Genomic DNA, 25,321 nt, shown 5'->3' with positions numbered 1-25,321 from the left:
AGGATGAGACACCATCTAATTGCAGGAAGCCGAATCTAAGGCACCACCTGAAATGCCACGGCGGAAGTCCGCTTTTATGATTGATTCAACTTTCGCTGTGATGTCTGGTTGGCGCTCAATAATGCCCAGTTCGCGAGCCAGATCTAAGCTGTTATGACTTAAATTCTCAGATCCCACAAAGACGGCCTGTGAATCTACGACGATAGCTTTAGCATGGATGTAGGGATTTTCCGCTGTGTACGGCGACACCGCTGCCAGGGCTTTGACACCGCTGGCTGCCAGATCCTTAAGAAATGGGACATTTCTTTTTTGATCCATACCGCCTTCGACACACAAAGGAACTAGGACCGTCACTGCGATTCCTTCACGACTTTTTTTCTGAAGCATCGCGATGACTTCAACACTTCCAAGATTTTCAACCTCAAGGGAGATTGATTTTTTAGCCGAATCTAAAAGAGCCAGAATTTTTTCCTTGGAATTCACGGGGCTCCAAGCAAGTTTCTCATTTGAAAGTTGCGGGGTGGGAGGCATTAATTGCATCGAACTATTAGACCAATCAGACTCAAAAACGCTTCCCATCTCATTAATCACACCGGTATCACTCGTAAAAATTCCGAAATCTCTGGTGAAGGCCCCATTGCGAGTGAGATTGATGGAAGAAATAAGAGCCGTCTTTTTGTCAATCACCATCGCTTTTTCATGCGTGATTGAAAAACCTGGAGGGCTTGAACGAACGTCCACGCCCTCGGCAACGAGATGGTCTTTAATTTGAGCGGCGGAGCCTTTTTGTACCAACTTTTCATCAAGAATAATGCGAACCTGCACCCCTCGCTTTTGGGCTGCAATAAGATGATCCACACTTTCCAGATCAGAGAGGTGAAACATCACCATTTCAATGGAAGACTGAGCTTTGTCGACGGCACTATTGATTTGTTCGTGATTGTCTTCAGGGGTCACCGTCAGAATATCCTGTGCAGCGTGAGCACTGCAGACTTGAAGAAGGAAAGAAACTACCAAAAGAACGTTTCCAAAAGCCGATTTCATAACGACTCCTCTTGGAATAATTCTTAACAAATGTTAATTCCTATTTAAAGAACTAATTTTGTAATGTGGATCTTTTTCGCCGCGTCTTAACGGGAACGCACGTAATAGTTATAAGCCACCGTCAAAATTCCGAAGTCATCCATAAATCCTAATGCAGGAAGACCATCGGGAATAAGATCAAATGGAAAGAAAAGATAGAACAAAGCTCCGAACGCGATGTACTTTTGAGCTCTTTGCATTTCATCAGAACGGACCACTTGCCAAAGTTTCTGCGCCATCTTGTAGATGTTGGGATTTTTTTTCTCAAAAGACTTAATTTCGCCACTATGCTGATTTACAAAATCCAGGTTGTCGCTCTGCTGTCCGAGGTTCAAGCAAAGGTCTACAATTCCCTCATCCATGGAGCTGTCTTTTCCGAGCTGATCCGGAGTGACGTTCATGCGATGAAAACTGTTTTGAATATAAGTCGTCTGCAGGAATTCGAATGCTTCGATGACTAGCGGATGATCTTTGGAAAGCAAACCGTCTTTTGATAACGATAAAATGCCGGCATAAAGATTGGCTTCATATTGCGCCGGAATCTGAAACGTCCCGGGATTTTTACCCCAGCGTCGCACCGTCATATTGGAGATTTGCAAGTACTCCGCAAGCCGTTCAGGGCTAAGCTTTGTTTCTTTCAGAAGTTTATTAAGCTGGGCGACTTTCATGACGCTACTATAACATTTTGGACCAAAATCTCAATATTTCCGGTCTTTTTTTGTGAAACTTCCTTGCTTTGGCACTTTTAAGGTGGCGATGACCAAAACTTTATGAAATATTAACAATTGTTAAGGTTGTTTCATTGGGAGGAACGCATTACGTTTCAACAAAAGATAAAGATCTCTTTTGAAACCGGGCACTACCTGGTCAGAACGATTGAAACTTCTGACGAACTTCACAAAGTCCTCGCTTTGCGCCGTCGCGCCTTTCCTCATTTAAGTGAGCGCATTAAAGAATTTGACTACACGGCCGACCACCTCATTGCCCAAGATAAGCTGACAGGAGAAATCTGTGGAGCTTATCGTCTTTCATGCTCCAGTCATTCCAAACATTTCGAAACTGAAGAAGACTTTAACGTCAATGCGATGATCAAAGGTCCCGGTGTGAAGGTGGAATTGGCGTGGGCCTGTGTCGCACCTGAGTATCGCAACGGTACCGTGATCTCCGCTTTGTGGGAAGGTATTCGAAGTTACTTGCAATTAACAAGAGCGCAGTACGCCTTTGGCGCAACGAGTGTGATGGATTCCGACGGTCAGCGTATTAGCGATATTCAATCTCTTTTAAAAGATCTCAACTCACATCCTCAGAATAAATCGAATAAAAAAATTCTTCGCGCTCTTCCGACCCTTTTAAGAGCTTACATTTTAGCGGGAGCGTTCGTGTTCGCTCAGCCGATCTTTGATGCTGATTTAAACTGTTATGATTTTATGACGGTGCTCGAAGTAAATGCCTAGTTGCAAAGATTTTGTGAAGATGGAACGCATTAAATCCCCCATTTGAATGCTTTTTAAAATTCCTTTTTGTGACTATCATAGATTTTTGCAATAAAGGAGAATCGCCATGAAATACAACTTCCGCCCCGGCCCACGCAATCTGATCACCGATGTTGAAAACACCCGAGTGGGGCAATCTGAAAATCATGAAGTGTGGAGCGGTACTTCCGTCGTCCTTTTTGATTCTGGCGCTGTAGCCGCCGTCGACGTGCGCGGAGGAGGTCCCGGCACTCGCGATACGGATGCCTTAAACCCAAGCTGTCTCGTGGACCGAATCGATGCGATTGTTTTAAGTGGTGGCTCCGTTTTTGGTTTGGGTGCTTCGTCAGCAGTGACAGACGTTCTTGCTTCCCGTGGTATTGGTTTTCCGATTGGCCCCGCACGCGCTCCGATTGTTCCGAGTGCTGTGCTTTTTGATTTGCTTAATGGTGGAAATAAAAACTGGGGCGATAAGTCTCCGTACTGGGATTTGGGTCGCGCCGCTCTTGATAATGTTTCTTTGGATTTCAAACTAGGAACTGCGGGTGCAGGTTATGGAGCTAAAGCCGGCCCTGTGAAAGGCGGACTTGGCAGTGCTTCTTCGATTTCTGGAGACGGACTGCAAATCGGAGCTTTCGTCGCCGTCAACTGTGTTGGCAGTCCGATCATGCCAGGGCAATCTTCTTTCTGGGCTTGGCCTTTTGAACAAAACAACGAGATGGGCGGACAACCTATTCCTCAAGCTGCCATTGATTTTGATTCAGCCGGAGAGGCTTGGACGGGCTCCCCGTTAGACAGTCTTCTTACGACAAATCAAGCTGGCAAAAACACGACAATTGGAATTGTCGCAACCAATGCTCGCCTGACAAAATCAGAAGCCCAGCGTGTCGCGATCATGGCACAAGATGGCTATGCGCGCTCGATCCGCCCGGTGCACACACCCTTTGACGGAGACACTGTTTTCGCTGTCTCTACAGGATCATGGGGACAAGACATCGAAGCCCGCGCCGATCTTGTCAACCGCATCGGCCTTGTCGCTGCGGATTGCCTTGCGCGTGCGGTGGCTCGCGGTGTTTATGAAGCGACAGCGTTGGGCGCTTTGCCTGCGTATCGTGACGTGCACGGCGCGAAACTTCGTGTGAAGAAATAAATCGAGTTTGATTTTTTTGGAATGAAAAAGGCAGCTGTTTTACGGTTGCCTTTTTTTATGGTTCAACTGTTCCGACCTTACCTGTATATGGATTAACATTTCCCTTAGTACTCCAGTTATCATACTTAGTCGAATTAGCCCGAGTGCGATAATGAGGGGCCACATAAGTTCCATTCTTTCTATAATACCCTCTTACTCGAACCGTCCCACTGCTAGATGAAGATTTATAACTTCGCCCCGAAGAGCGATGACCACCGCGAGCATATGACAAGTTATCGAACGCAAAAAGGACGAAGAAAATACCGAGAATGTATATTGAGAATCGTTTCATCGAGAAACTCCTTAGAAAGACAATCAATCATTATCTGATTTAACTATACTCTCCTGAAATCAAGCCGCTTTTTTTATATAAGTCTTTCCGTGCCGAACCCATCGCAAAAATTCATTCAAATCTCGTGACTGTGCTCCATATGAATTTTCAAATAAATCAGCATTGTAGAGACAATAAAATCTAGATTTTGCCCGAGTAACTGAGACATTCAATCTCCTTGGATCGGATAGAAATCGAAGATCTTCTTGAGATTTACCAGCACTACCGAACGACAAAAATATTGCTTCCTTTTCTTGTCCTTGAAATCTCTCTACTGTATCAACAAGAATCTTAGAAGCGACATCGACACCAAATCTATTTTGAAGTGCCGCATTCACGACGCCCGCTTGTGCACGATAAGGACATATAACACCAACATTGTTTATGTTCTCTTTGCCTTTTATTAACTTATCTATTTTGTCGGCAATAAAATCTGCCTCTTTCTTAGAATATTTACCGGACGAGTCAGAGACAAACTGCTTTGGTACCACAAAACCATCAGTTAAGAATGCTGGGCTATGAGAAAAATAATCTCTATTAGCTACTGAAACATGAGGAATCAATTTTCCTTTATAAAACTTTTCGGAAGACCATGCTTGAATTTCTCTTCTCATACGATATTGGATTTCAAGCATGGGAGTTTCGTCACTAATACATAAGGAAAAAACATTATCAAAAGGTAAAGTTTCTTGGCGAGAAGATAAAACCGGAGGCATTTGAAATTGATCTCCAACGAGCACCAGTCTATTTGCCATACGTTGAATAAATGGCCAAAAGAAAAGCGGCACTTGCCCTGCCTCATCAATAACTAGTAAATCAAATTTGAGAGAGTTGTTACCAAGTGCGAGTTTGTGAAGAGTAGACCCAACCAATTTGGGATCGCTTTCTTCCATTTTAAAACTCGGCGAAATAAAATTTATATTTTCCGTGTTTTTTTGATAAAGCTCTTTTCGAACCCTTCCGGAATCTCCAACCCTCGCCCATTCATGTTTAAAATCATCTCCCACAATTTTTCCTAATAAATTATCTACAGCCGAATGCGTAAACGAGGCCACGCAGACTCTCATATCAGAATGTAAAGCCAAAGAAATAACGGTTTGAAGCAGATGTGTTTTTCCCGTTCCTGGTGGTCCTTGGACCGCACCGCTCAAATTGTTACCAACTAAATAGTGAATTGCGCTCTTTTGCACATCGTTTAGCTTTTCATATAGCTCTACAAATTGAGGATTCTTTACAGCTAGATCATACTTCCCTCGTCCCAATAGAATAGTGGCATCCGAGCTTGGCATTTCTCTAATTTTTTTAATAAACATGTTCTTAAAAGAAGACGAAGAACTTTTAAAAAGAAATATTTCTTTAACTTGATCATCGTCTAAAGGTTTCTCTCCCGAGACGATAAGTTCAATTTTTCCTGGCGCAGGATATTTAATAGTCTCCACTTTCCAACCGTCACTAAATTGGACGGAGATGTCAGCATTTGGTTTTTGAGCTCGAATTTCGACACGCTCTCCGGCTCTAAACCGGCAGTAGAAAAACTCACCGGATAGTCTCCAACGAGAAAATCCAAGCTTTTCCGCCAAGACCAAGGGACCTAAAGCATCACCGCTATCGCAGATACTGCTTAGGGGAGATTCAATTTCAAATTTATATCTAGCGTACTCTGCCCGTTTCTCAGTCTGTATCATTTTGAGAAGAGCATTCGTTTCTATTTTTATTTTTGGCTTCATTCCGATAAACACATCGGAGTTTTCATTTGAAAGCTTAAACTTTTCTCACAATCATCGATCCATTTGTTCTATGGATTGATTTAGCCATTTTTTTGATTTTGGCGATGTCACATTGGTGTAGTACGACGTACTTGAACAAGTAATGTCTGACATTGCGGCGACACCAAAGAGAAGATATTCGCCGTTGTTATTCTTGATAAATGCGGGGCCACCGGAATCACCGGAACAAGCCGCCCCATTTTCATTTTGTGAAAACGCGACGATTTCATTCGGTGCTTCTTCTTCGTATTTCACTTCAGCGGTCTTCAGTTGAGATCCTTGTGCATACGAAATTGCATAAAGTTTTCCTTCGTCTTCAACAACGACAGAGCCTAGCATTTCATATCTATGACGGTCTTGCTCCGAAATCTCCTCCACGCCAGTTTCGACAGCACCAAATCCCGCAATCTGAATGGATGCATCCTTTTTTAAAAGCTTGGTATTATCCAAAAGACGAGCTGGCTGATATCCCGCAGGCAAACCACCTTCGAATTTCAACAAAGCTAAATCTCCCGTATCATTTTCAACAGAGGCTTCTTCCTCGTTCTCATTATAAAGATCGTTAACGATGACTTTGGAAGCCAAACGCGCTGACTTATGCAAAATAAATTTCTCACCCGTTTCCGGGTCGACGAGGCTGACGTACGCTCTTGGATCGCCTTCCATCATTGTGTCTTCTATATTCAGAGTAAAATAAATTTGATTCTTGTAAGCCACCTTATGAACACAGTGTGCTGCCGTTAAGATCAGATCATTGCGGATAATAGTTCCGGTGCAAGCCCCGCCGTTGGCTAAAATGGCGACGGTGTGTTTACCGATTTCTGAATTAAGAGAAGTGATTTCTTCTCCGCCGACGATGCTGCTGCTGGCTGACGCCGGAGCTACCGTTTCTTTAGAGGGTTCATGATTTGAGCAGGAAATAGCCATGAATAAGAAAGGCAGACATAAAATGAATGAGCTCACTGACGAATTTTTCATATTTACTCCGAACTGCGAGCATCATAAGTGCGGAGCCATTCTTACGAAAGACGTCGGGCGAGCTTTTGAATTTACTTCCTGAGACTGACATTTTTTGTGTTCCACAAATAAAGACAAACAGCGCCTCATGCGTCTTTACTGTCAAGATCCTCTACAGGTTTGAAATTATTCTTCTATAACGAGCTTATTTGTACTCATCATGGAATTGCCACCAAGTGTACATTTCAGTTTGTGGCCACCCTTTCGGTGAGTCTTCCCATTTTTCTTGGCGACCGAATGGAGTCATATCCAAAATGGCCCACGGTGTTCCCATGTACTCGACTCCCCGTCCTCCAGTGTAGTAAGTTCGGTAGACTTTGTTTCCATCACGAACAAAGACGCTTAAGGCGTGCTCGCGATTGCCATCAATGCCAAGATCTTCGTTAAAAGAAGTAAGCTGCTTGCGACACTCGAATAGATCCAACAGGGATTTCTCACCGTAAGGGCCTTTGAAAATGTATTCATTTTTCATTTCCATCATCGGAAGACGACGACGAAGAGCACTGACTTTGTCGCGTTCTCTGGTGTTCTTCTTTTCTTTCACGCGCAGCTTTTCAACCGCTTTACGAAAAGCTTTTTCAGACACGATTTTAGGTAAGGATTTTTTAGCCATAAATGCTCCTCATAAAAAAATCGTATCGAACCTTTTAAATTTGTTCATGTCAAAAAAACAGCGTTGCCATTTGTTAACGACGCAGGGACAAGTTTAGAAACTATCTAGTTCTAAAACTTTTTAAGCTCACTTGAAAAGGTTTGGTCTCCTGCAGTTAGGTCCAACTGACCTTGTTGAAACAGCAATGACCAACGGTTGTTCTTTTCTGTAAGCGCCCCTAAAGAATCTAGAAATTTTGAATCAAAGGAGAATATCTGAAGTTCGTTAGCGCGGTGAACTTCGTTGTTTTTAATTTCAGTTAAAAGAACTTCCGGATTCTTATAAGTGAAGACCATCACATCTTTTGCAGCCTTCGTGGCTTTGTGGAGTTTTCTTGCTGAAGGATTGCCGATCTCGATCCAAAGATCGATGGAGTTATGACCTCCGAGTTTACGTAATGCGGGGGCCTCGGGATCAGCAAGTCCTCCCGGTGTAAATTCAAGTCCCTCTTGATAAGCTAAGCAATAAGCAAGAACCCGGCTAAGCATATAAGGATAAGTTTCAGAAGGATGTTGAGCCACGCGAAAATCCAGAGACTCATAAACGCCGCGATCAATATCCGAGAACTCAATTTGGAAACGATAAAGCACTGAGGTGCTCCTTTTACTTAATACCAGCCCAATTCAAAGCTTGCTGCTTTTCTACGAAAGTACGCATCTGTATGACTTTGCCATTTCGGAATGTAAAGCCATCTGCGATATGGGCGTCAATCCATTGAGGATTATTTTTCAACCTCACGCGAACCCACACAAACACGACAACTTTATCACCAGAAACAAAGAACTGCTCCGGCTCGCAACTTCCCTCCGCCCAAGTGGCACGCGCTTGAGAGAAATGCGCTTCTATTTTTTCAAGCCCGCGGTATGTGCCGGAAGATGGAAATCCCTCGGGCTCGATGCGCTCGATCTCGGGATCAAACAACCTAAGTACCGCAGGAATGTCATTTCGGTTGATCGCCGCGTAGAGTTCTTTTAGGACTTCTATTTCGTTTTGCGAGTTTGCGTTTTGATTTGTGGGCATAGACTATCTAAACACCCGGAAATAAAAAAAGGAAGCCGAAGCTTCCTTTATATTCCATCGTTTGTATCGTTTGTGAGGTCGGCCATTTTCGCTAAAAAATGGCGGGGTGGACGGGACTCGAACCCGCGGCCTTCCGCGTGACAGGCGGACGTTATAACCAACTTAACTACCACCCCACATCGATTTGGAGAATCTTTTATAGCTACAGTGACCGCGTAATTCAACACTTTTTTACGATCCCTTTAAAATACCCGCTCTTTCCTCTGAACCCTGGGCATGACAAGGCTCATTATGCCCTCTTTTTCAGCAAATTGGCCCCTTGGAAAAGCCCGATTTCGGGTATAGTGTAGTTTCCCATATCCAAAGGAGAACCCCATGAAAAAAGCTCTGGTTTTGACAGCTTTGTTACTTTCTCAAACTGCTCTTGCAGAAACAATCACCTACGCCGTTGAAGGCATGCACTGCGGATCTTGCGCGAAGGCCATCAAAGCTCAAGTTTGCAAAATGGATGGTTTGGAAAAATGCGACGTTACTATGGGTAAAGTAGTGATTTCTCCAAAAACAGGAATCAATATTTCTCAAGAGCAAATCCAAGCGGCGATTTCTAAAGCTGGCGAATACAAAGTCACTGGCTCAACAAAAAGCAAATAAACATTTTAAAGAGTTCTTAACAACTTTTGTTTTTGCACAAAATAATTTGACGACGTCATCGCCTCTCTGGCGGTGACGATTTTCTTAATCTTTGTCATAATGCTCTTATGACGAACAATTCTGAAAACATAGCAAGCAAAGGACGTCTTCTTATCATCGATGATGAGTCCGAGTTGCGTGAAGTTTTAATGGCTCTGCTTGAAGAGTCTGCCAGTGAGATTCAACAAGCCGCAAATGGTCTTGAGGGTATTGATCTTTTAAAATCACAAAAGTTCGATGCTGTTCTTTCTGACGAAAAAATGCCTAAAAAATCAGGTCTCGAAGTTTTAAAGTGGATGCGCGAAAACGGGCTCAACATTCCATTCATCATTCACACGGGCTACGGCCAAAAAGAAATGGTTTTGGAAGCCCAGCGCTTGGGCGTGTATGCGTTCATTGACAAACCGTGGGATGAGCGAGCGCTAATTAGCACGGTAGAGAACGCCCTTCGCTCCGGCATGGGGCAACAGAAGCCGTAAACCTTCTTGTCTTTTACACCTTAAATCCATCATCATAGAGGAAGTTTCGGGTCAAAGACCCTAGAATAGGATTTCCTCATGCAGAAACTTTTTTGGCTCGATATGGAGATGACAGGTCTCGATGTCGAAAAAGAAGTGATCATCGAAGTTGCAGCTATCGTTACTGATTTAAACTTTAAAGAGCTCGACACATTTGAAACCGTTGTTAAACAACCGCAAAAGTATTTAGACGCCATGGATGCGTGGAATACAGAGCACCACAAGAAATCGGGTCTCACCGCAAAAGTTCCTTTCGGCATGGACCCAGATCAAGTCGAAGCAAAGCTTGTCGACATGGTGAAAAAACATTTTCCAGATCCAAAAGATCGCCCGGTGCTTGCGGGAAACTCGATCATGCAGGATCGTCTTTTCATTGATAAGTACATGAAGGATCTTTCTCCACGCTTGCACTATCGCATGGTGGACGTGTCTTCATGGAAAGTGATCATCAACAACAAATTCAATTACGTATATCAAAAAGCCAACAAACACCGTGCGCTTGATGACATCCGTGAGAGCATTCAAGAACTTCGCGCGTACTGCGACAAATTGAAATTCTAAGAACCTATGCCACAAAAAAACGAGATCGAAACGGAATCAGCATTTAAAAACTGGATCAATGCCGGTCTCGTGGCCCGCATAGCAAAGCATATCGCATTTCATTATCCGGAATTTGACAGCAAAGCTTTTAATAAATTAAGCAGCCAACTCCCCGCTCTGGAAATGAAACCCAGAATGAAGTTGATCTGCGATTTTTTAAAAGAGCACCTGCCACAGGATTACACAACAGCCCTAGATATTCTTATCGACGCCACAGCAAAACCAGCTCCCAAAGTAGAACCCTTAAAAGGTTTTGATCTCTGGGCCTTCACAGAATACGTGCATAGATACGGATTAAAAGATTTCGACGAATCGATGAAAGCGTTGCACGAGTTCACACAAAAATTCACAGCCGAATTCGCCATCCGCCCCTTCTTGATTCAAGAAGAAGCAAAGACATTAAAAGTTCTGCACAAGTGGACCAAAGATCCCAGCCATCACGTAAGACGTTTGGTTTCAGAAGGTTCAAGACCAAGATTGCCGTGGGGTGAACAGTTGAGATCTTTCATCAAAGACCCAACTCCAACAATTGAACTTCTAGAAAAACTAAAATACGACGACGAATTGTACGTAAGAAAATCCGTAGCCAACCATTTGAATGACATCTCAAAAGATCATCCGGCGATTGCAATTAAAACTGCACAAAAATGGTTGAAGGAAGCGCCAGCAAAACAAAAACCAAAAATCGATTGGATCGTCAGACACGCCTTAAGAACACTTCTAAAAAAAGGCCATCCAGAAGCACTAAAACTTTTGGGCTTTGAAAACAAAGGCAAAGTCGAAGTCAAAAATTTAAAGCTAGAGAAAAAAGAAATCCGCATCGGCGAACACCTAGAATTCTCGTTTGATTTAGCAAGCACAGCCGCCGCTCAAATCATGGTAGACTATTTAATCCACCACAAAAAATCCAACGGCGAAACAAGCCCGAAAGTTTTTAAGCTAACAACAAAAAGCCTAAAAACAAAAGAAGTCTTACCAATAAAAAAGAAACATTCATTCAAACCAGTAACCACAAGAGTGTACTACCCGGGAACACACTATCTAGAAATAATGGTGAACGGAAAACTCTTAGCCAAAGTCCCGTTCAATCTAAAAAAATAAACGCGCCGCCAGGGCGCCAGATCCCAAAGCGCAAAACGAAAGAAAGTTGAAGTCCTTCCACGCGCAAACTCGCGCACACTCCAAAGACCCTTCACCAAACCCTAAAGTTAAAATCTCCAGCTTTGGGTCTTAGAGGGGGCTGTGCTGCTGGCAAAACCGAGTTCCGCAGCGCCAAGAAAGAAATGCAGTAGAAATCAGAAGACTAAAGAAAATAAAAAAAAGGGAGCCAGCACGGCTCCCCAAAGCGCGAGGACTGTCTGAGCGTTTTGCCAGCAGCACAGCCCCCTCTAAGACCCAAAGCGGGTTAGATTAGTAACGATAGTGTTCCGGCTTGAACGGACCGTTAGGACTTGTGTGCAAGTATTTAGCCTGCTTAGAAGTCAACTTAGTCAGCTTAACACCAAGTTTTTCGAGATGAAGAGCCGCCACTTTCTCATCAAGGTGCTTAGGCAAACGGTAGACAGCGATGTCTTGGTACTTATCACGGTTGTTGAAAAGTTCCATTTGCGCCAAAACTTGATTCGAGAATGAGTTACTCATCACGAAGCTTGGATGTCCAGTTGCGCAACCCAAATTCACCAAACGGCCTTTAGCAAGGATGATCACTTGTTTGCCGTTTTTCAAAGTGTGGATGTCTACTTGTGGTTTTACTTCGCGGATTTTTGAGTTCTTGTTCAACCAAGCCATATCGATTTCGATATCGAAGTGACCGATGTTGCACACGATCGCGTTGTTCTTCATAGAGTTGAAGTGCTTGTCAGTGATGATATCGCAGCAGCCTGTTGCTGTTACGAAGATATCACCGATCTTTGCAGCTTCATCCATCGTCGTTACTTCAAAACCTTCCATCGCCGCTTGAAGCGCGCAGATAGGATCGATTTCAGTGATAAGAACGCGGGCACCAAGACCACGCAATGAGTGCGCAGAACCTTTACCTACATCGCCGTAACCTGCAACAACGCAGATTTTACCAGCCACCATCACGTCAGTAGCACGCTTGATACCGTCTGCCAAAGATTCGCGGCAGCCGTACAAGTTGTCGAATTTAGATTTTGTTACAGAGTCATTGATATTGATCGCTGGAACTTTCAATTTTCCGTTTTTCAACATCACTTCAAGATTGTGAACACCTGTTGTTGTCTCTTCAGAGATACCGATGATCTTTTTCAATTCTTTAGCGAAACGTGGCTCATGCATCATGTTTGTCAAATCGCCACCGTCGTCAAGGATCATGTTGAAGCCTTCTTTGCCCCAACCTACGATTGTCTGTTCGATGCACCAGTTGAATTCTTCTTCAGTCAAACCTTTCCAAGCAAATACTGGGATGCCTGCTGCTGCCATAGCAACTGCTGCGTGATCTTGAGTTGAGAAGATATTGCATGAAGACCAACGGATTTCAGCACCAAGCTCGATAAGAGTCTCGATCAAAACCGCCGTTTGGATTGTCATATGAAGGCAACCCGCGATTTTTGCACCTTTAAGTGGTTGAGATTTTTTGAACTCTTTACGAAGAGACATCAAACCTGGCATTTCAGTTTCGGCGATCTTGATTTCTTCACGACCCCATTTTGCCAATTTATCGAAAACTTCTTGGCTCTCCATCGCTTCTTTGCAAACTTTGAAATCGCCAGAAGGCAATTTAACTGCAGATTTTGCTGGAGCTGCTTTTACATTTTTTTTCATAGCGGATTTTCCGTTCGTTGTCGTTAGTGACATTGATATTGATCCTTTGGTTGTTTTCTAAGGTAATGTTAAAATTTCGTATCCAGTATCTGTCACAAGTACCGTATGTTCAAACTGTGCGGATAATAGACCATCCGCAGTATGATAGTACTTAATGCTCGATCCAGGGATTGCGTATTCGATGATCTCGTCAGTTCCTTGGTTGACCATCGGTTCTACCGTGATGCAGTGAAAAGGAACTAAACGGTCGCCCTTGCCCTTTTTACCGAAAGAGGGCACGAAGGGTTCTTCGTGGAAGATTCGTCCAACGCCGTGGCCGCCGATCTCTTTTACGGTGGTATAGCCCTTACGGGTTACAAGTTTATTGGTTTCAAAGCCAATGTCTCCGGTCCAACCGTTGGGAGTGATCGCTTCGATCCCACGATCACGAGCCATGCGAGCGGTCTCGACAAGATCTTTCGCGTCTTCAGAAACATCACCAATCATATACATTTTTGACGTGTCACCGAAGAAACCATCAATCCAAGCTGTTACGTCAACGTTGATGATGTCGCCGTCTTGAAGAACCGTTTTATCATCAGGAACACCGTGGCAGACCACTTCATTCACCGAAGTGCAAGTGTACTTAGGATATCCATGATATCCCAAACAAGCGGACTTCGCGCCTTTGCTCATCATAAAGTCATTGCAGAGTTGATCGATCTCGTTCGTCGTCATGCCGATTTTGATGTACTTATCAAGGTAGGTCAAAGTATCGGCCGCGATACGGCAGGCACGAGTCATTTTTTTGATTTCTTCTAAAGACAGAGGCTTGATTCCCATAGAGGGGATTTATAACACAGCGACCTTGGGTTGGATAGGCCAAAACACCGATGAGACGGGGCTCAGAAATAACAAAAGCCCGGGTTTCCCCAGGCTTTTGAATCTTGTTCAGCTTTAAAACTGATTCTAAGACTATTTCAAGTGCTTAGAAACAAGTTTAGTCATGTCGAACATAGAAACTGTAGTTTTGCCGCCGAAAACTTCTTTAAGTTTTGCATCAGCATTGATGTTTCTTTTGTTCTTAGCATCTTGAAGACCGTTCTTCTTGATGTATGCCCAAAGTTTTTTAACAACTTCAGTGCGTGGAAGTGGAGAAGCGCCAACAACTGCTGCCAAAGCTGCAGATGGAGTCAAAGCTTTCATGAATGCTGCATTTGGTTTGCGAGCAGACTTAGCTTTTTTTGGAGCTGCTGCTTTTTTAGCAGCTGCTTTTTTTGGAGCTGCGGCTTTCTTAGCAGCTTTTTTTGGAGCAGCTTTTTTAGCTGCAGCTTTCTTAGTAGTAGCTTTCTTAGCTTTTGCCATTCTAAATTCCTCCGTTAGGTTTTTAGTCTCGTTTATACGAATGAGCTTAGTGTGTATCTAAGTCGAGGCGTTTGTCCAAAAAAAAATGCATGCTAAATCATTTTTTTTTCGCACTGGAAGCAGATTTACCCCGTTTTTCCCTCGGAAAACTGGCTTTTCCCCTCCCAAACACCCCCTTTTCCCTAGGAAAAAGGGCCATTTCTCGATGGAAAAACCCCTTCTGGACTGAGGAGATTGAGGGTGCAACCGATAAGAAAGGCATGAGTTTTCAAGCAAGTTTTAAGCAAATTCTTCGAGAGAAAATGGGTGAAACAAGCTCTTCTTCCCAGGGAAATAGCTCTGCAAACTTGCACGCAGATCCTCTGCATCTTGCTTATTTGCTTGGACAAATCAATCGTTTAGAATTCCAAACACCGCGAGGACAATACCCAGCACCGAAGGTTCGTCCTCAGAGAAAGCCGCATACTCTCTCTGCTTCCCAAAGACTTTCCTATGAGTTCCTCAAGACTTGGATCCATGACTTCTCAGAGGGGTTCACGGCTTCTGAGCTTAAGAAAGCGTTCCGCCAAACAGCGATGATCCTTCACCCCGACCAAGGCGGCAACGTGCAGCAGTTTCTTGAGCTGAAGGACCATTATGAAAACCTTCGCTCACTTGTGCCGTGAAATTTGTATTAATATAAGACACTAAACAAGATTACATTGTTGAAATGACCTCAGTACTTCTACTATAGAACCGATATTCATAGTAGAAACACAGCGGAAGACGATGGCACCATGTATGACTTAGAGTTCACATCTGAGGATGCGTATAAAAAACGACTGACCTATTTTAAAGTTATTTACTTTATTGGCGTCGCTGTATCTTTCGTCTATATCGTCAAATATAACTTCGAATATAAAATCTCCGAATACAACCCTGTCCTCATCCCGGGATGGTTGGCTTTCTTGTTGCTCCCGCCTTTAGCCCTTAAATTCACCAAGAACTATCTTTACTCGGCGATCTCTCTAGGCACTGTCTCCATCAGCCTCCTCACTTATCTGCTTTACACGGCCGGAGGAGGAGACGCCCCAGGGGTCTTTTGGCTTGCCGCCGTTCCTTTGGTCTTGGGAATTTTGATCGGACTTCCTGGCGCCGTGGTGGGTTACTTCATCGTTGCTTCGATCATCATCTTTTTCTGGTATCTTAAGGCCAACGACCTAGGACCGAATGTTATTGCAGACTATGGCGACTACGGAAAAGAAAAGCTCTTTAACCTTGTCACCTTTCTGATCTTCTCCTGCTTTACGACGCATCAATATATAATGGGCGAAGAACGTTTTATGAAACGCCTCATGGAGAAAAATCTCGATATCGAGAACCTTTTACGCGTTTTGATTCATGACATCGCTAACACTCTTTCTTCGATGACTTACAATTTGGTCAAAGCCAAAGAAGATCGCGAGAACAGCATCAGCTCTTTGGAGTTTGAAAAAATTGAAAAGGCTGTGGATGATATCAACAATCTGCTTGCGCAGGTGCGGCATTTAAAATCTGTTAAAGATGGAAAAGCTGCTCTGCCTTTGAAGCCGATCTCTCTCACCCTGGTTTTGCACGAAGTCTACGAGAGCACCTTGGGTGTGGCTCAGAAAAAAGGCATCAAGCTGTCTTTGGATATTTCCCGCGATCGCATGTTGATCAACGGTGAAAAAACCATCTTGAGCAACGTCGTTCTATTAAATCTTTTGAACAACGCCATTAAGTTCTCTCATCCGGGGGATCGCATTGATCTTAAAGCGTATTCGACCGATGAACAGGTTATCATCGAAATTCAAGATTATGGCATTGGGATTCCTGAGCATATTCTCAATCAGATCTTCAATCTCAATGCGCAAACGACTCGCTCTGGAACTCAAGGAGAAAAAGGCACTGGCTACGGCATGCCACTTGTAAAAGAATATTTACAGATGATGGATGGAACGATTGAAATCCACTCTCAAGAAAAAGCCACACAGACACAACCTCGTGGTACTCGTGTCACTTTGAAACTCCCTCTGGCTAAAACGACAGTATAGAGTCTCGCAGCGAACCAATATAACTTTGCAAAGTGAAGGCCTCCTCGGAATAGACCGATAAGGTCTCTATGAATATTCGGAACTTTTTGGTGCATTCATTGCTGGTCTTACTGGCGGTCGAGAGAGTATGGGGCGTTCCGGGTTCTCTCACCTATCAAGGCCGCATTCAAAACACTCAGGGAACCGCTCTTGAAGTGAATGGCGTGCAATTCGAATTTTCTATCACCAATCCGACGGGTTCCTGCACGATCTACCGCGAAATTTCCAATGGCATCGACATGAGAAACTCCAAGGGCGTGTTTGATGTCCCCATCGGAACGGGAACAAAAGCTTATCCCGGAACACCGAGCTTTAAACTCCTCGACAGTTTTGATAACTCCACGACATATAACTGCGAAAGCGGAGGCACCTACACACCCGTTTTAGATGACAAACGTTTGTTGCGCGTGCAGTTCTTTGATGGTGTTGGTTGGAGATTGATCACTCCCGACAGTGAAATTCGCGCTGTCCCCTTTGCGGCTGTTGCAAAGTCGGCGCAAAAACTGGGGAACAACTCTGCCGCGGACTTTTTGTTAAAATCTTCAGTTCCTCTTTGTACGGCTGGACAATACCTAAGACATATCGCCCCCGTTGGAACCTTTGAGTGCACCACACCGTCTGTTTCCGGAAGCAATGTGAGTGGAAATATTTCTGGAAGCTCTGCGGGATTTACGGGATCTTTAAGCGGAGATGTCTCTGGCACTCAATCAGCAACGAGTGTGGATAAAATCAAAGGCGTCGCTGTTTCTATGACCGGAAATGCTTCGGGAAAAGTTTTGAAATTCAACGGAACGAATTGGGCTCCGGCAGACGATAATGTTGGCGCAACAGCCAACCTTTCTGGAGACGTCACTTCAACTTCAGGAAGTGCCGGAACGAAGGTTGAAAAAATTCAAGGCGTCGCGGTATCAAATAGCACACCTTCAGCGGGCCAAGCGTTCGTCTATGGTGGCACTCAATGGGATGTTCAGTATTTTGGTTTGGGTCAGCTTCGCTCGACGGTCACGGGTGCGACACAGATGCCAAGTTCCTGTGCGACGGCTGACAAAACTTTGACTTGGAGTGCGATTACCGATTCGCTGTCTTGCACTTCGATTTCAATTGCGAATTCTCAAGTCACGGGACTCGGAACTGCAGCAACAAAAAATGTAGGAACATCCGCAGGAAATGTGATTGAACTTGATGGCTCCGGTCGGGTTCCCGCTTCTCTTCTTCCAACGGGAGCCAGTGGTGCCCTTTTAGACGGCGGAAATAGCACGGGTGCAACGTTAAGCGTGGGAACAAATGATTCTCAAGCGCTTTCCTTTGAAACAAATAATATTTCCCGCATGAAAATTTCTTCCAGTGGTCTTGTCGGTATTGGTGTTTCTTCTCCATCAGAAGAGTTAGACGTGCGCGGCACTGACAGCGTTTATCTGCAAGTTGTAAAAACCAACGGCTCGGGAGCTGGGAATGCCGGGGTGATTGCGCAAAGTTATACGAACTCGGGAATTGGAAGTTCCTATATGGGAATGGCCTTCCGAGGAAGCGAAGCAAGTCCCGCCTCTTTGCAAGCTCAGGATCAAATGTTGTATTTGACAGGATACGGAGCCACGGATTCTGCCTGGAATGTTGGAAAGTCAGCGCAAATTACTTTTGCGGCGGCTGAAAACTTCACGGCGACATCTTCGGCGGGAAATATTCTTTTTGAAACGACGCCTTCGGGTGCAACGACGGTGGCTGAACGCATGCGCCTTACAAGCAGTGGTGAATTAGGAGTTGGAACGAACGCACCTGAGTTTAGACTGTCTTTAGAAAACGACGGCGGAATTCTTGCCAAAGGAGATTTCGCTTTAGGTCGCACTTTAGCATCAAGTGGCGCTGGCACACGCATGATCTGGTATCCGCGCAAAGGTGCTTTTCGTGCCGGATCAGTTACTGGCACTCAGTGGGATGATGCTTCCATCGGAACTCACTCGCTGGCTGTTGGTTATAACACCACTGCCAACGGAGCCAATTCCGTGGCTATAGGAAGCGGAAATACTGCGAATGGACCTTACTCTGTCGCCTTAGGAACTGCGGCTCTTGCAACTTCATCACAAAGTGCGGTTGCTATCGGAAATACCGTCACTGCAAGTGGCATGTTTTCAGTTGCTATGGGAGCGGACACTGTGGCCTCGGGCACTGCTTCAACAGCCTTGGGAAGAAATAATTTGGCACCCGCCATTAATCAGATTTCAGTCGGAATGTACAGCGCAACCACGGGCACCGAAAATCCTACGGCGATTGTCGCGACCGACCCTTTGTTTGTTATCGGTAACGGAACTTCAACAAGCGCACGCTCCAACGCCGTGGTTGTTTTAAAAAATGGAAACACTGGAATCGGAGTTTCGGCTCCAACAGCCAAATTAGAAATCAATGGCTCTGTGAAATACGGCGGAAGAACTATAGCCCGCATGACGGTGTGTTCTTATAATAGTACATCCATCAATCTGGATGCTGGCACAAACACAGCATGGCACTATTGGACGACAGGTGAATGTGACAACGGACTTCCTTCGGGAAATTGTTTGAGCTACCTTGCTCAAGCAGTGGCTTCAGGAAACGATACAGATTGGCAGGTCTTAAATCCGGGAGAGTCTCCTGGATATGGGGTCGCCGGTGTCGCCACAAATGGCGGATTTCATTTCAGCCTTACAACTCCAGGAAGTCTTTTTAAGTTGCGCGCCGTTTATCAGTGCGACTAGCTCATTTTGAGACAGGCAACTCTCGGGAACAGTGAAGTTTTTTTGACAAAATTCCGATAAGTTCCCCATGAGATCATTGTACTTACTTGGTATCTTACTTCTCGCTTCGCTTTCTATTTTCCCAATACAAGGCAATGCTTCTCCGTCTTCATTAACTTATCAAGGTCGTATTATTAAATCTGACGGAACTCCGCTGGAATATTCCAATGTCAGTTTCATTTTTCAAATCATGGATCCTTCCGGTCAATGCGTGATCTATCAAGAGCAAGTGACTGGTGTAAATATGGCGAACTCTAAAGGCGTCTTTGACGTTCCCATCGGAAAAGGTGGAGTCAATTACCCTTTAGGCGGTGGATTTACGGTTCTTGATTCTTTCAACAACTCTTCGACTTTCACTTGCGGAGCTTGCAGTGGATATACTTGCTCTGATAGCACGAGCAATTATTCTCCGGTGCAAACGGATGGTCGCCTTTTAAGAGCGCAGTTTCACGACGGCAGCGCTTGGCGTTTGATTTCTCCGGACAATGTGATTCGTTCCGTACCCTACTCGGCTTATGCACTTTCTGCGAAGAAATTGGGAACTAATATCGCTACGGATTTTCTTTTAAAGACGAGTGTGCCGACGTGTAATTCCAATGAGTTTTTATCTTGGAATGGAAGCACTTTCGTCTGTGCTCCTGTAACTGGTGCGAGTGGCGGGACCGTGACTAATGTTACATCGGGGAACTCTTATGTAACAATTACGAACAACACTTCGACTCCCCTTGTAACTTTGAATGTTGGCACAGGTGCGGGAACCGTCGCGGCTGGAGATGATTCTCGTTTTACGAATGCTCGCGTTCCTACGGGAGCTGCGGGTGGAGATTTGTCTGGAACTTATCCGAATCCTTCTGTGGCGAAGATTCAAAATGTTGCAGTTGCTAGTGCTGCACCAACAAATGGAAATTTTTTGAAGTTTGATGGCACTCAGTGGATTGGGGCTGCCATTGGGATGAGTGATGTTACTAATTTGAATTCCTCTTTGAATAATTACCATACCGTGGCTGCGTTTAATTCTGCTGTTGGGAGTGCGAACTGTGCTGCTCATCAGACGCCGTATTGGAATTCTGTCTCTGGGTCTTTTCAATGTCAGGCGATCAATGTTTCTGTTGCGGGTGATGTGAGTGGCACTATTGGAGCTGTTTCCGTTAATAAGATTAAAGGTGTAGACGTTGATACAACTGGATTAACTTCTGGCCAAATTTTGAAATATGATGGAACGAAATGGGCTCCTGCGGCGGATTCAAATGCAGGAGGTACTGTTACTAATATCGCAACTGGTACTGGTTTAAGTGGCGGGCCTATTACTACGACAGGAACCATTTCACTTGCGAATACTGCCGTGACTGCGGGTTCCTATGGTTCAACAACACAAGTGGGAACTTTTACGGTTGATGCTCAAGGACGCTTAACGGCGGCTTCAAATACTGCCATTGCATTTCCTGTGACTTCTGTTGCATCTAAAACTGGTGCTGTGACTCTTGATTACGGTGATATCAACAGTGCTGCATCAAAATACTTAACATATAAACCGAACAATGTCGCTTGTACTGATGGACAAGTTTTAAAATGGATTGCTGCTAACTCTCGTTGGGAGTGCGCGAGCGATACAGATACCAATGCTGGCGGTACCGTTACAAATATTGCGACAGGTACAGGGCTTAGTGGTGGCCCGATTACTTCTACTGGAACTATTTCATTGGCAAATACAGCTGTGACTGCAGGATCTTATACTCGTGCAAATATCACAGTCGATTCTCAAGGTCGTTTAACAGCTGCAAGCAATGGTGCTGCTGTAAATTTAGCAACTGAAGTGACAGGTACCTTACCAATTGCAAATGGTGGTACGGGACAAACGACGGCGACCGCTGCCTTCAACGGTCTTTCTCCAAGTACAACAAAAGGTGACTTGATTGTTCACGACGGAACGAATGACATTCGTTTGCCTGTTGGTACAAATGGACAAGTGTTATCAGCAAACTCAGCGCAAGCTTCAGGTCTTCAGTGGATCACTCCAACAAATGGAACTGTGACTAATGTTACAGGTACGGCACCGATTGTCGTTGCAACAGGCTCAACAACACCAGCGATTTCAATTAACGACGCCACCACTTCAGCAAAAGGTGCCGTGCAAGTCGGTGCGGGTATCGCTGTCACATCAGGAACTATCAGTGCTGATCCGGCAAACTTCCCTTCTGCTGTACCGGTTTCAAAAGGCGGTACGGGAGTTACTTCACTGACGGCAAATAGACTTCTTGCTAGTGATGTTACTGGCTCGACAATCACCGCATTCACTTGCGCTGTTGGGCAGCTCGTGACTTTTGATGCGGCTGGCGTGATGGGATGCACGAACTACTCGGCTTCAGGAATTTTCGCAAATGGTGGAAATAGTTTTGGGGGCAACGCCACACTTGGAACAAACGACGCTTATTCACTAGCATTTAAAACAGGTGGATCAACACGCATGACGATTTTATCCGGAGGAAATGTGGGAATCGGGGTTGCAAATCCCGCGACACCATTGGATATAAGTTTCAGTGCAATGTCGAGTGGGATTCAAGCCTCCAATACAGATGCAACAGGCGCGTCTTCTCTGACTTTGAATGCGGGAACGAATAAAGTTTACTTGGGAGTTTGGGGGCAATCCGCAGGGGGAACCATCACCTACCTCCAATCAAACGCGACAAATACGTTTGACATCAGCACCTTCCAAGCACAACCAATGACCTTCTCCACAAATAAAGTCGGCGGAGGAAGCACAGAGCGCATGCGAATCACGTCGAGCGGTTACATCGGTATTGGAACGGCGGCGCCGACTTATCCTGTGCATATCGTCTCGAATTTACTAACCGGACAAACTTCCACTCACTATGTCACTTCGACAAATACGACGTCTTCAGCAAATGCCTCGATTAATACGTCAGGTTTTTATAGATACACGGACAACAGCACAGCTAATTCAGGCTCCAACCAAGTTCTGCGCGCAGAGTATATTCGCTCTGCTACAGCTACCGGAGCACCGACATCATTCGACGCGCAGATCACAGCTGCCAACGCCAATATCAACGGCAATGCTCCGTACATTCTTAAGGGTGTTAACATCGAAGCTCCTGTTGTGGCCAGCGGCATGACACTGGATACATGGCAAGGTCTTTACATCTCTGCTCCGACAGGTGCCGGTACGATCACAAACAGATACGCGTTAGTCACAGCAATGAATGCAGGTAACGTGGGTATAGGGACAACTACCCCGTCCGCCAAACTACATGTAGCTAGCACCGTGCGCATTGATGACGCCGCAGTTCCTTTAGCATTCACTGAAACAGATCAAGGCGCAGTCCCTGGAAAATATTGGCGCGTCCCTCTTGACGGAGCCCAGCTACGCTTCGACGCCGATCAATCAGGAACAGGCTCCTTCGCGACTTACATTTCGCCATTAGCACTTTCCCCGAATGGAAAAGTAGGAATGGGAACACTGACGCCAGCAGCGCAACTGCACATCACATCGGGAACCGGCTACGCCTCTTTGATGTTGGGTAACGACGGAGGTTCCAGCAACATCCACATGACCCACGAAACAGACGGAACCTTCGCATTGTTCAACGGAACATTCGGCGCCGGCGTAACATTGATGTCCGTATCCAACGTAGGAAATATGTGGATCAAAGGCACCCTCAGCCAAGCCTCAGACGAACGCCTGAAAAAAGACATCCACACCATGGACAACCAATTAGAAAAAGTCTTACAAATCCGCCCCGTAACCTACAACTGGAAAGACCAAGAAAAATACGACAAAAAACAACAAGTAGGTTTGATCGCCCAAGAGATAGAAAAAATCTATCCCGAAGTAGTCCAAAACAACAGAGACGGCTACAAATCAGTAAGCTATTCAAACCTAGTCGCACCAGTCATCGCCGCCCTCAAAGAATTCTACAATAAGTGGCAAGACCAAAACGAAAAAGTAGACCGCTCCATAGCCTCAATCCAAGAAGAGAATCTACAATTAAAAAAAGAAACCGAAAAACTCAAAGCCGACAACGCCGAAATGAAAATGCGTCTAGAGCAAATAGAAAAAGCATTGCACTCAAGTCAGAATCAAAAAAAGTAAATTTAAAGATCGTAGGAAAAACGAATCTGCGTGGGATTTGCTGGCTTTAAAGGCCTTTGGCAGTTCTGCGCAGTCAGACCTCCGCGCCGACACGATGTCGTACCAAAGCGCGGCGAGGCAGGATGCCGTGTCTGACGGAGCGGAATTGCTAAAGGCCTTTAAAGCCAGCAAATCCGCCCACCAGACGTCGTGTATTAAACCATCTTGAAACGAACTCGTTTTGGACCAGCATTCTCGCCCAAACGTTTCTTACGATCTTCCTCGTACTCAGAGAAGTTCCCCGGGAAGAATTCAATTTTAGATTCCCCTTCGAAAGCCATGATATGCGTGCAAACACGATCTAAGAACCAACGGTCATGCGAAATCACCACGGCAGATCCACCGAACTCAAGAAGAGCTTCCTCAAGAGCACGCATTGTATTTACATCCAGATCATTCGTCGGCTCATCCAGAAGCAAAAGGTTCGCACCTTCTTTAAGGATCTTCGCCATGTTCACACGGTTTCTTTCACCACCCGATAACTGACCGACTTTTTTCTGTTGGTCTGTGCCAGAGAAGTTAAACCAAGAAACGTATTGACGAGCATTGATCTCGCGGGTTCCTAACTGAACGACATCAGCGCCGCCAGAAAGCTCCTCATAGATCGTCTTGTTTGGATCCAACGTCTCACGTGTTTGATCCACGTAAGCAATCTTCACTGTATCCCCGACTTTGAAAGTTCCAGAATCTGGTTGTTCTTTTCCAGTGATCATGCGGAACAAAGTCGATTTACCCACACCGTTCGGTCCAATTACGCCGACGATCGCGCCGCGAGGAATTGTGAAACTCACATCGTCCAAAAGAACTTTGTGGTTATAAGCTTTCGTGATGCCTTTAGCTTCAACAACGATATCACCCAAACGAGGTCCCGGTGGAATGTAGATAGACATCTCTTGGATTTTTTCAGGAGATGCTTCCTTAATTAGATTTTCATAGTTAGAGATACGGGCTTTCGATTTCGCTTGGCGAGCTTTCGCGCCTTGACGAATCCAATCCAACTCGCGCTCCAAAGTTTTCGCTTTGCGAGCTTGGTCTTTGGCTTCGTTCGCCATGCGCTTGTCTTTTTGTTCAAGCCAAGATGTGTAGTTCCCTTTCCAAGGAATACCTTCACCGCGATCCAATTCTAAAATCCAACCAGCTACATTATCCAAGAAATAACGATCATGCGTAACAGCGATTACGGTTCCTGGGAATTTTGAAAGATATTGTTCAAGCCATGCTACAGATTCTGCGTCCAAGTGATTCGTCGGCTCATCAAGCAACAAAATATCTGGCTCTGACATAATCAATCTTGCCAAGGCGACACGACGTTTTTCACCACCCGATAAGTTTGTTACCGGCAGATCACCATCTGGACAGCGAAGAGCGTCCATCACGATTTCAATTTTTTGATCCACATCCCAAGCGCCCAACGCTTCTAATTTTTCCTGAATAGCGCCTTGTTTTTCGATGAGTTTGTTCATCTCATCCGGATCCAAATCAGGATCGCTGAATTTGTCATTGATGGCGTTGTATTCTTTCATCAACTTTGGAAGTTCGCCCATGCCGGCAAAAATATTTTCTTTCACCGTCATTGTATTATCGAGCTGTGGTTCTTGCTCGAAGTAACCGACTTTCATTGTCTTCGATGGGAAGGCTTCACCAAGAAAATCTTTGTCTACGCCTGCCATAATTCTGAGCAAAGTGGATTTTCCAGAGCCGTTCAGACCCAAAACTCCGATTTTCGCTCCATAGAAGTAAGAAAGATAAATATCCTTCAAAACGTATCTTTGTGGAGGATATACTTTACTTACGCCCTTCATTGTGTAGATAATCTCTTGAGACATGACGTCCTCTCCTGTAAAAGGAAG

The 25,321-nt window shown here is 45.0% G+C and carries 21 protein-coding genes and 1 tRNA gene; 10 read left to right on the top strand and 12 right to left on the bottom strand.

Features of this window, described 5'->3' with window-relative positions:
- Nucleotides 1-15: 15 nt before the first annotated feature.
- Nucleotides 16-1,044, bottom strand: a complete 1,029-nt coding sequence (locus AAAA78_RS06185) for a phospholipase D-like domain-containing protein (RefSeq protein ID WP_340590914.1) — start codon at nucleotides 1,042-1,044, stop codon at nucleotides 16-18.
- Nucleotides 1,045-1,130: 86 nt separating this feature from the next.
- The gene (locus tag AAAA78_RS06180) at nucleotides 1,131-1,751 is read right to left on the bottom strand and encodes a DUF1232 domain-containing protein (protein ID WP_340590913.1); all 621 of its coding nucleotides are present in this window, start codon (nucleotides 1,749-1,751) and stop codon (nucleotides 1,131-1,133) included.
- Nucleotides 1,752-1,877: 126 nt separating this feature from the next.
- Here AAAA78_RS06180 and AAAA78_RS06175 point away from each other — a divergent pair, with 126 nt between their 5' ends.
- Together AAAA78_RS06175 and AAAA78_RS06170 are read left to right on the top strand one after the other, a co-directional pair.
- Entirely contained in the window at nucleotides 1,878-2,537 is a 660-nt protein-coding gene (locus AAAA78_RS06175) for a GNAT family N-acetyltransferase (protein ID WP_340590912.1), read from the top strand.
- A gap of 106 nt (nucleotides 2,538-2,643) precedes the next feature.
- Entirely contained in the window at nucleotides 2,644-3,705 is a 1,062-nt protein-coding gene (locus AAAA78_RS06170) for a P1 family peptidase (RefSeq protein ID WP_340590911.1), read from the top strand.
- 390 nt (nucleotides 3,706-4,095) lie between these two features.
- Here AAAA78_RS06170 and AAAA78_RS06165 read toward each other — a convergent pair whose 3' ends face one another.
- The 6 genes from AAAA78_RS06165 to AAAA78_RS06140 all read right to left on the bottom strand — a co-directional run bounded on the left by AAAA78_RS06165 (nucleotide 4,096) and on the right by AAAA78_RS06140 (nucleotide 8,706).
- Nucleotides 4,096-5,814 (bottom strand): DEAD/DEAH box helicase, encoded by a 1,719-nt coding sequence (locus tag AAAA78_RS06165; protein ID WP_340590910.1) that lies wholly within the window; start codon nucleotides 5,812-5,814, stop codon nucleotides 4,096-4,098.
- Nucleotides 5,815-5,853: 39 nt separating this feature from the next.
- The gene (locus AAAA78_RS06160; protein ID WP_340590909.1) at nucleotides 5,854-6,819 is read right to left on the bottom strand and encodes a S1 family peptidase; all 966 of its coding nucleotides are present in this window, start codon (nucleotides 6,817-6,819) and stop codon (nucleotides 5,854-5,856) included.
- A gap of 184 nt (nucleotides 6,820-7,003) precedes the next feature.
- Nucleotides 7,004-7,471: a DUF899 family protein gene (locus AAAA78_RS06155; RefSeq protein ID WP_340590908.1), complete on the bottom strand. Its 468-nt coding sequence runs from the start codon at nucleotides 7,469-7,471 to the stop codon at nucleotides 7,004-7,006.
- A 110-nt stretch (nucleotides 7,472-7,581) separates the two neighbouring features.
- Nucleotides 7,582-8,100 carry a YaeQ family protein gene (locus tag AAAA78_RS06150; protein WP_340590907.1) on the bottom strand — a complete coding sequence of 173 codons (519 nt, stop codon included), beginning with the start codon at nucleotides 8,098-8,100 and terminating at the stop codon, nucleotides 7,582-7,584.
- A gap of 13 nt (nucleotides 8,101-8,113) precedes the next feature.
- On the bottom strand, nucleotides 8,114-8,530 hold the full coding sequence (locus tag AAAA78_RS06145) for a nuclear transport factor 2 family protein (RefSeq protein ID WP_340590906.1): 417 nt from the start codon (nucleotides 8,528-8,530) through the stop codon (nucleotides 8,114-8,116).
- Nucleotides 8,531-8,629: 99 nt separating this feature from the next.
- Nucleotides 8,630-8,706: transfer RNA gene (locus tag AAAA78_RS06140), tRNA-Asp, on the bottom strand.
- 199 nt (nucleotides 8,707-8,905) lie between these two features.
- On the opposite strand from AAAA78_RS06140, the gene AAAA78_RS06135 reads away from it, so the two are divergent.
- From AAAA78_RS06135 to AAAA78_RS06120, 4 genes are all read left to right on the top strand, one after another.
- Nucleotides 8,906-9,181 (top strand): heavy-metal-associated domain-containing protein, encoded by a 276-nt coding sequence (locus AAAA78_RS06135; protein ID WP_295904419.1) that lies wholly within the window; start codon nucleotides 8,906-8,908, stop codon nucleotides 9,179-9,181.
- A 107-nt stretch (nucleotides 9,182-9,288) separates the two neighbouring features.
- Nucleotides 9,289-9,699, top strand: coding sequence for a response regulator (locus AAAA78_RS06130; RefSeq protein ID WP_340590905.1), 411 nt, complete (start codon nucleotides 9,289-9,291; stop codon nucleotides 9,697-9,699).
- Between the two features lie 78 nt (nucleotides 9,700-9,777).
- Nucleotides 9,778-10,299 (top strand): oligoribonuclease, encoded by a 522-nt coding sequence (gene orn / locus AAAA78_RS06125; RefSeq protein ID WP_295904416.1) that lies wholly within the window; start codon nucleotides 9,778-9,780, stop codon nucleotides 10,297-10,299.
- Between the two features lie 6 nt (nucleotides 10,300-10,305).
- Nucleotides 10,306-11,439: a DNA alkylation repair protein gene (locus AAAA78_RS06120; RefSeq protein ID WP_340590904.1), complete on the top strand. Its 1,134-nt coding sequence runs from the start codon at nucleotides 10,306-10,308 to the stop codon at nucleotides 11,437-11,439.
- Between the two features lie 309 nt (nucleotides 11,440-11,748).
- Here the strand turns inward: AAAA78_RS06120 and ahcY are convergent, their stop codons facing one another.
- The 3 genes from ahcY to AAAA78_RS06105 form a co-directional block, all read right to left on the bottom strand.
- Nucleotides 11,749-13,155, bottom strand: a complete 1,407-nt coding sequence (gene ahcY, locus AAAA78_RS06115) for an adenosylhomocysteinase (RefSeq protein WP_340590903.1) — start codon at nucleotides 13,153-13,155, stop codon at nucleotides 11,749-11,751.
- A 24-nt stretch (nucleotides 13,156-13,179) separates the two neighbouring features.
- A complete protein-coding gene (gene map / locus AAAA78_RS06110; RefSeq protein WP_340590902.1) occupies nucleotides 13,180-13,944 on the bottom strand; it encodes a type I methionyl aminopeptidase in 765 nt (254 codons plus the stop codon).
- A gap of 132 nt (nucleotides 13,945-14,076) precedes the next feature.
- Nucleotides 14,077-14,466: an SWIB/MDM2 domain-containing protein gene (locus AAAA78_RS06105; RefSeq protein ID WP_340590901.1), complete on the bottom strand. Its 390-nt coding sequence runs from the start codon at nucleotides 14,464-14,466 to the stop codon at nucleotides 14,077-14,079.
- A gap of 260 nt (nucleotides 14,467-14,726) precedes the next feature.
- Between AAAA78_RS06105 and AAAA78_RS06100 the strand changes: the two genes are divergently transcribed.
- The 4 genes from AAAA78_RS06100 to AAAA78_RS06085 all read left to right on the top strand — a co-directional run bounded on the left by AAAA78_RS06100 (nucleotide 14,727) and on the right by AAAA78_RS06085 (nucleotide 23,432).
- Nucleotides 14,727-15,131: a J domain-containing protein gene (locus AAAA78_RS06100; protein WP_340590900.1), complete on the top strand. Its 405-nt coding sequence runs from the start codon at nucleotides 14,727-14,729 to the stop codon at nucleotides 15,129-15,131.
- A 111-nt stretch (nucleotides 15,132-15,242) separates the two neighbouring features.
- Nucleotides 15,243-16,520, top strand: a complete 1,278-nt coding sequence (locus tag AAAA78_RS06095) for a sensor histidine kinase (RefSeq protein WP_340590899.1) — start codon at nucleotides 15,243-15,245, stop codon at nucleotides 16,518-16,520.
- A gap of 68 nt (nucleotides 16,521-16,588) precedes the next feature.
- A complete protein-coding gene (locus AAAA78_RS06090) occupies nucleotides 16,589-19,285 on the top strand; it encodes a hypothetical protein (RefSeq protein ID WP_340590898.1) in 2,697 nt (898 codons plus the stop codon).
- Nucleotides 19,286-19,352: 67 nt separating this feature from the next.
- Nucleotides 19,353-23,432 (top strand): tail fiber domain-containing protein, encoded by a 4,080-nt coding sequence (locus AAAA78_RS06085; RefSeq protein ID WP_340590897.1) that lies wholly within the window; start codon nucleotides 19,353-19,355, stop codon nucleotides 23,430-23,432.
- A gap of 194 nt (nucleotides 23,433-23,626) precedes the next feature.
- Here AAAA78_RS06085 and ettA read toward each other — a convergent pair whose 3' ends face one another.
- Nucleotides 23,627-25,297: an energy-dependent translational throttle protein EttA gene (ettA, locus tag AAAA78_RS06080; RefSeq protein WP_340590896.1), complete on the bottom strand. Its 1,671-nt coding sequence runs from the start codon at nucleotides 25,295-25,297 to the stop codon at nucleotides 23,627-23,629.
- Nucleotides 25,298-25,321: the final 24 nt, after the last annotated feature.

The organism is Bdellovibrio sp. BCCA (genome assembly GCF_037996825.1).
Classification (GTDB): Bacteria; Bdellovibrionota; Bdellovibrionia; order Bdellovibrionales; family Bdellovibrionaceae; genus Bdellovibrio.
The sequence above is the reverse complement of the archived record's forward strand: the minus strand, read 5'-3'. Positions and strand labels throughout refer to the sequence as shown.

Excerpts from the sequence above, each read along its gene's own strand:
- AAAA78_RS06160 (WP_340590909.1), bottom strand. The coding sequence starts at position 6,819 with ATGAAAAATTCGTCAGTGAGCTCATTCATTTTATGTCTGCCTTTCTTA.
- AAAA78_RS06145 (WP_340590906.1), bottom strand. The coding sequence starts at position 8,530 with ATGCCCACAAATCAAAACGCAAACTCGCAAAACGAAATAGAAGTCCTA.
- AAAA78_RS06090 (WP_340590898.1), top strand. The coding sequence starts at position 16,589 with ATGAATATTCGGAACTTTTTGGTGCATTCATTGCTGGTCTTACTGGCG.
- AAAA78_RS06155 (WP_340590908.1), bottom strand. The coding sequence starts at position 7,471 with ATGGCTAAAAAATCCTTACCTAAAATCGTGTCTGAAAAAGCTTTTCGT.
- AAAA78_RS06095 (WP_340590899.1), top strand. The coding sequence starts at position 15,243 with ATGTATGACTTAGAGTTCACATCTGAGGATGCGTATAAAAAACGACTG.
- AAAA78_RS06085 (WP_340590897.1), top strand. The coding sequence starts at position 19,353 with ATGAGATCATTGTACTTACTTGGTATCTTACTTCTCGCTTCGCTTTCT.
- map (WP_340590902.1), bottom strand. The coding sequence starts at position 13,944 with ATGGGAATCAAGCCTCTGTCTTTAGAAGAAATCAAAAAAATGACTCGT.
- AAAA78_RS06135 (WP_295904419.1), top strand. The coding sequence starts at position 8,906 with ATGAAAAAAGCTCTGGTTTTGACAGCTTTGTTACTTTCTCAAACTGCT.
- AAAA78_RS06170 (WP_340590911.1), top strand. The coding sequence starts at position 2,644 with ATGAAATACAACTTCCGCCCCGGCCCACGCAATCTGATCACCGATGTT.
- AAAA78_RS06185 (WP_340590914.1), bottom strand. The coding sequence starts at position 1,044 with ATGAAATCGGCTTTTGGAAACGTTCTTTTGGTAGTTTCTTTCCTTCTT.
- ettA (WP_340590896.1), bottom strand. The coding sequence starts at position 25,297 with ATGTCTCAAGAGATTATCTACACAATGAAGGGCGTAAGTAAAGTATAT.
- AAAA78_RS06180 (WP_340590913.1), bottom strand. The coding sequence starts at position 1,751 with ATGAAAGTCGCCCAGCTTAATAAACTTCTGAAAGAAACAAAGCTTAGC.
- AAAA78_RS06105 (WP_340590901.1), bottom strand. The coding sequence starts at position 14,466 with ATGGCAAAAGCTAAGAAAGCTACTACTAAGAAAGCTGCAGCTAAAAAA.
- AAAA78_RS06130 (WP_340590905.1), top strand. The coding sequence starts at position 9,289 with ATGACGAACAATTCTGAAAACATAGCAAGCAAAGGACGTCTTCTTATC.
- ahcY (WP_340590903.1), bottom strand. The coding sequence starts at position 13,155 with ATGTCACTAACGACAACGAACGGAAAATCCGCTATGAAAAAAAATGTA.
- orn (WP_295904416.1), top strand. The coding sequence starts at position 9,778 with ATGCAGAAACTTTTTTGGCTCGATATGGAGATGACAGGTCTCGATGTC.
- AAAA78_RS06120 (WP_340590904.1), top strand. The coding sequence starts at position 10,306 with ATGCCACAAAAAAACGAGATCGAAACGGAATCAGCATTTAAAAACTGG.
- AAAA78_RS06100 (WP_340590900.1), top strand. The coding sequence starts at position 14,727 with ATGAGTTTTCAAGCAAGTTTTAAGCAAATTCTTCGAGAGAAAATGGGT.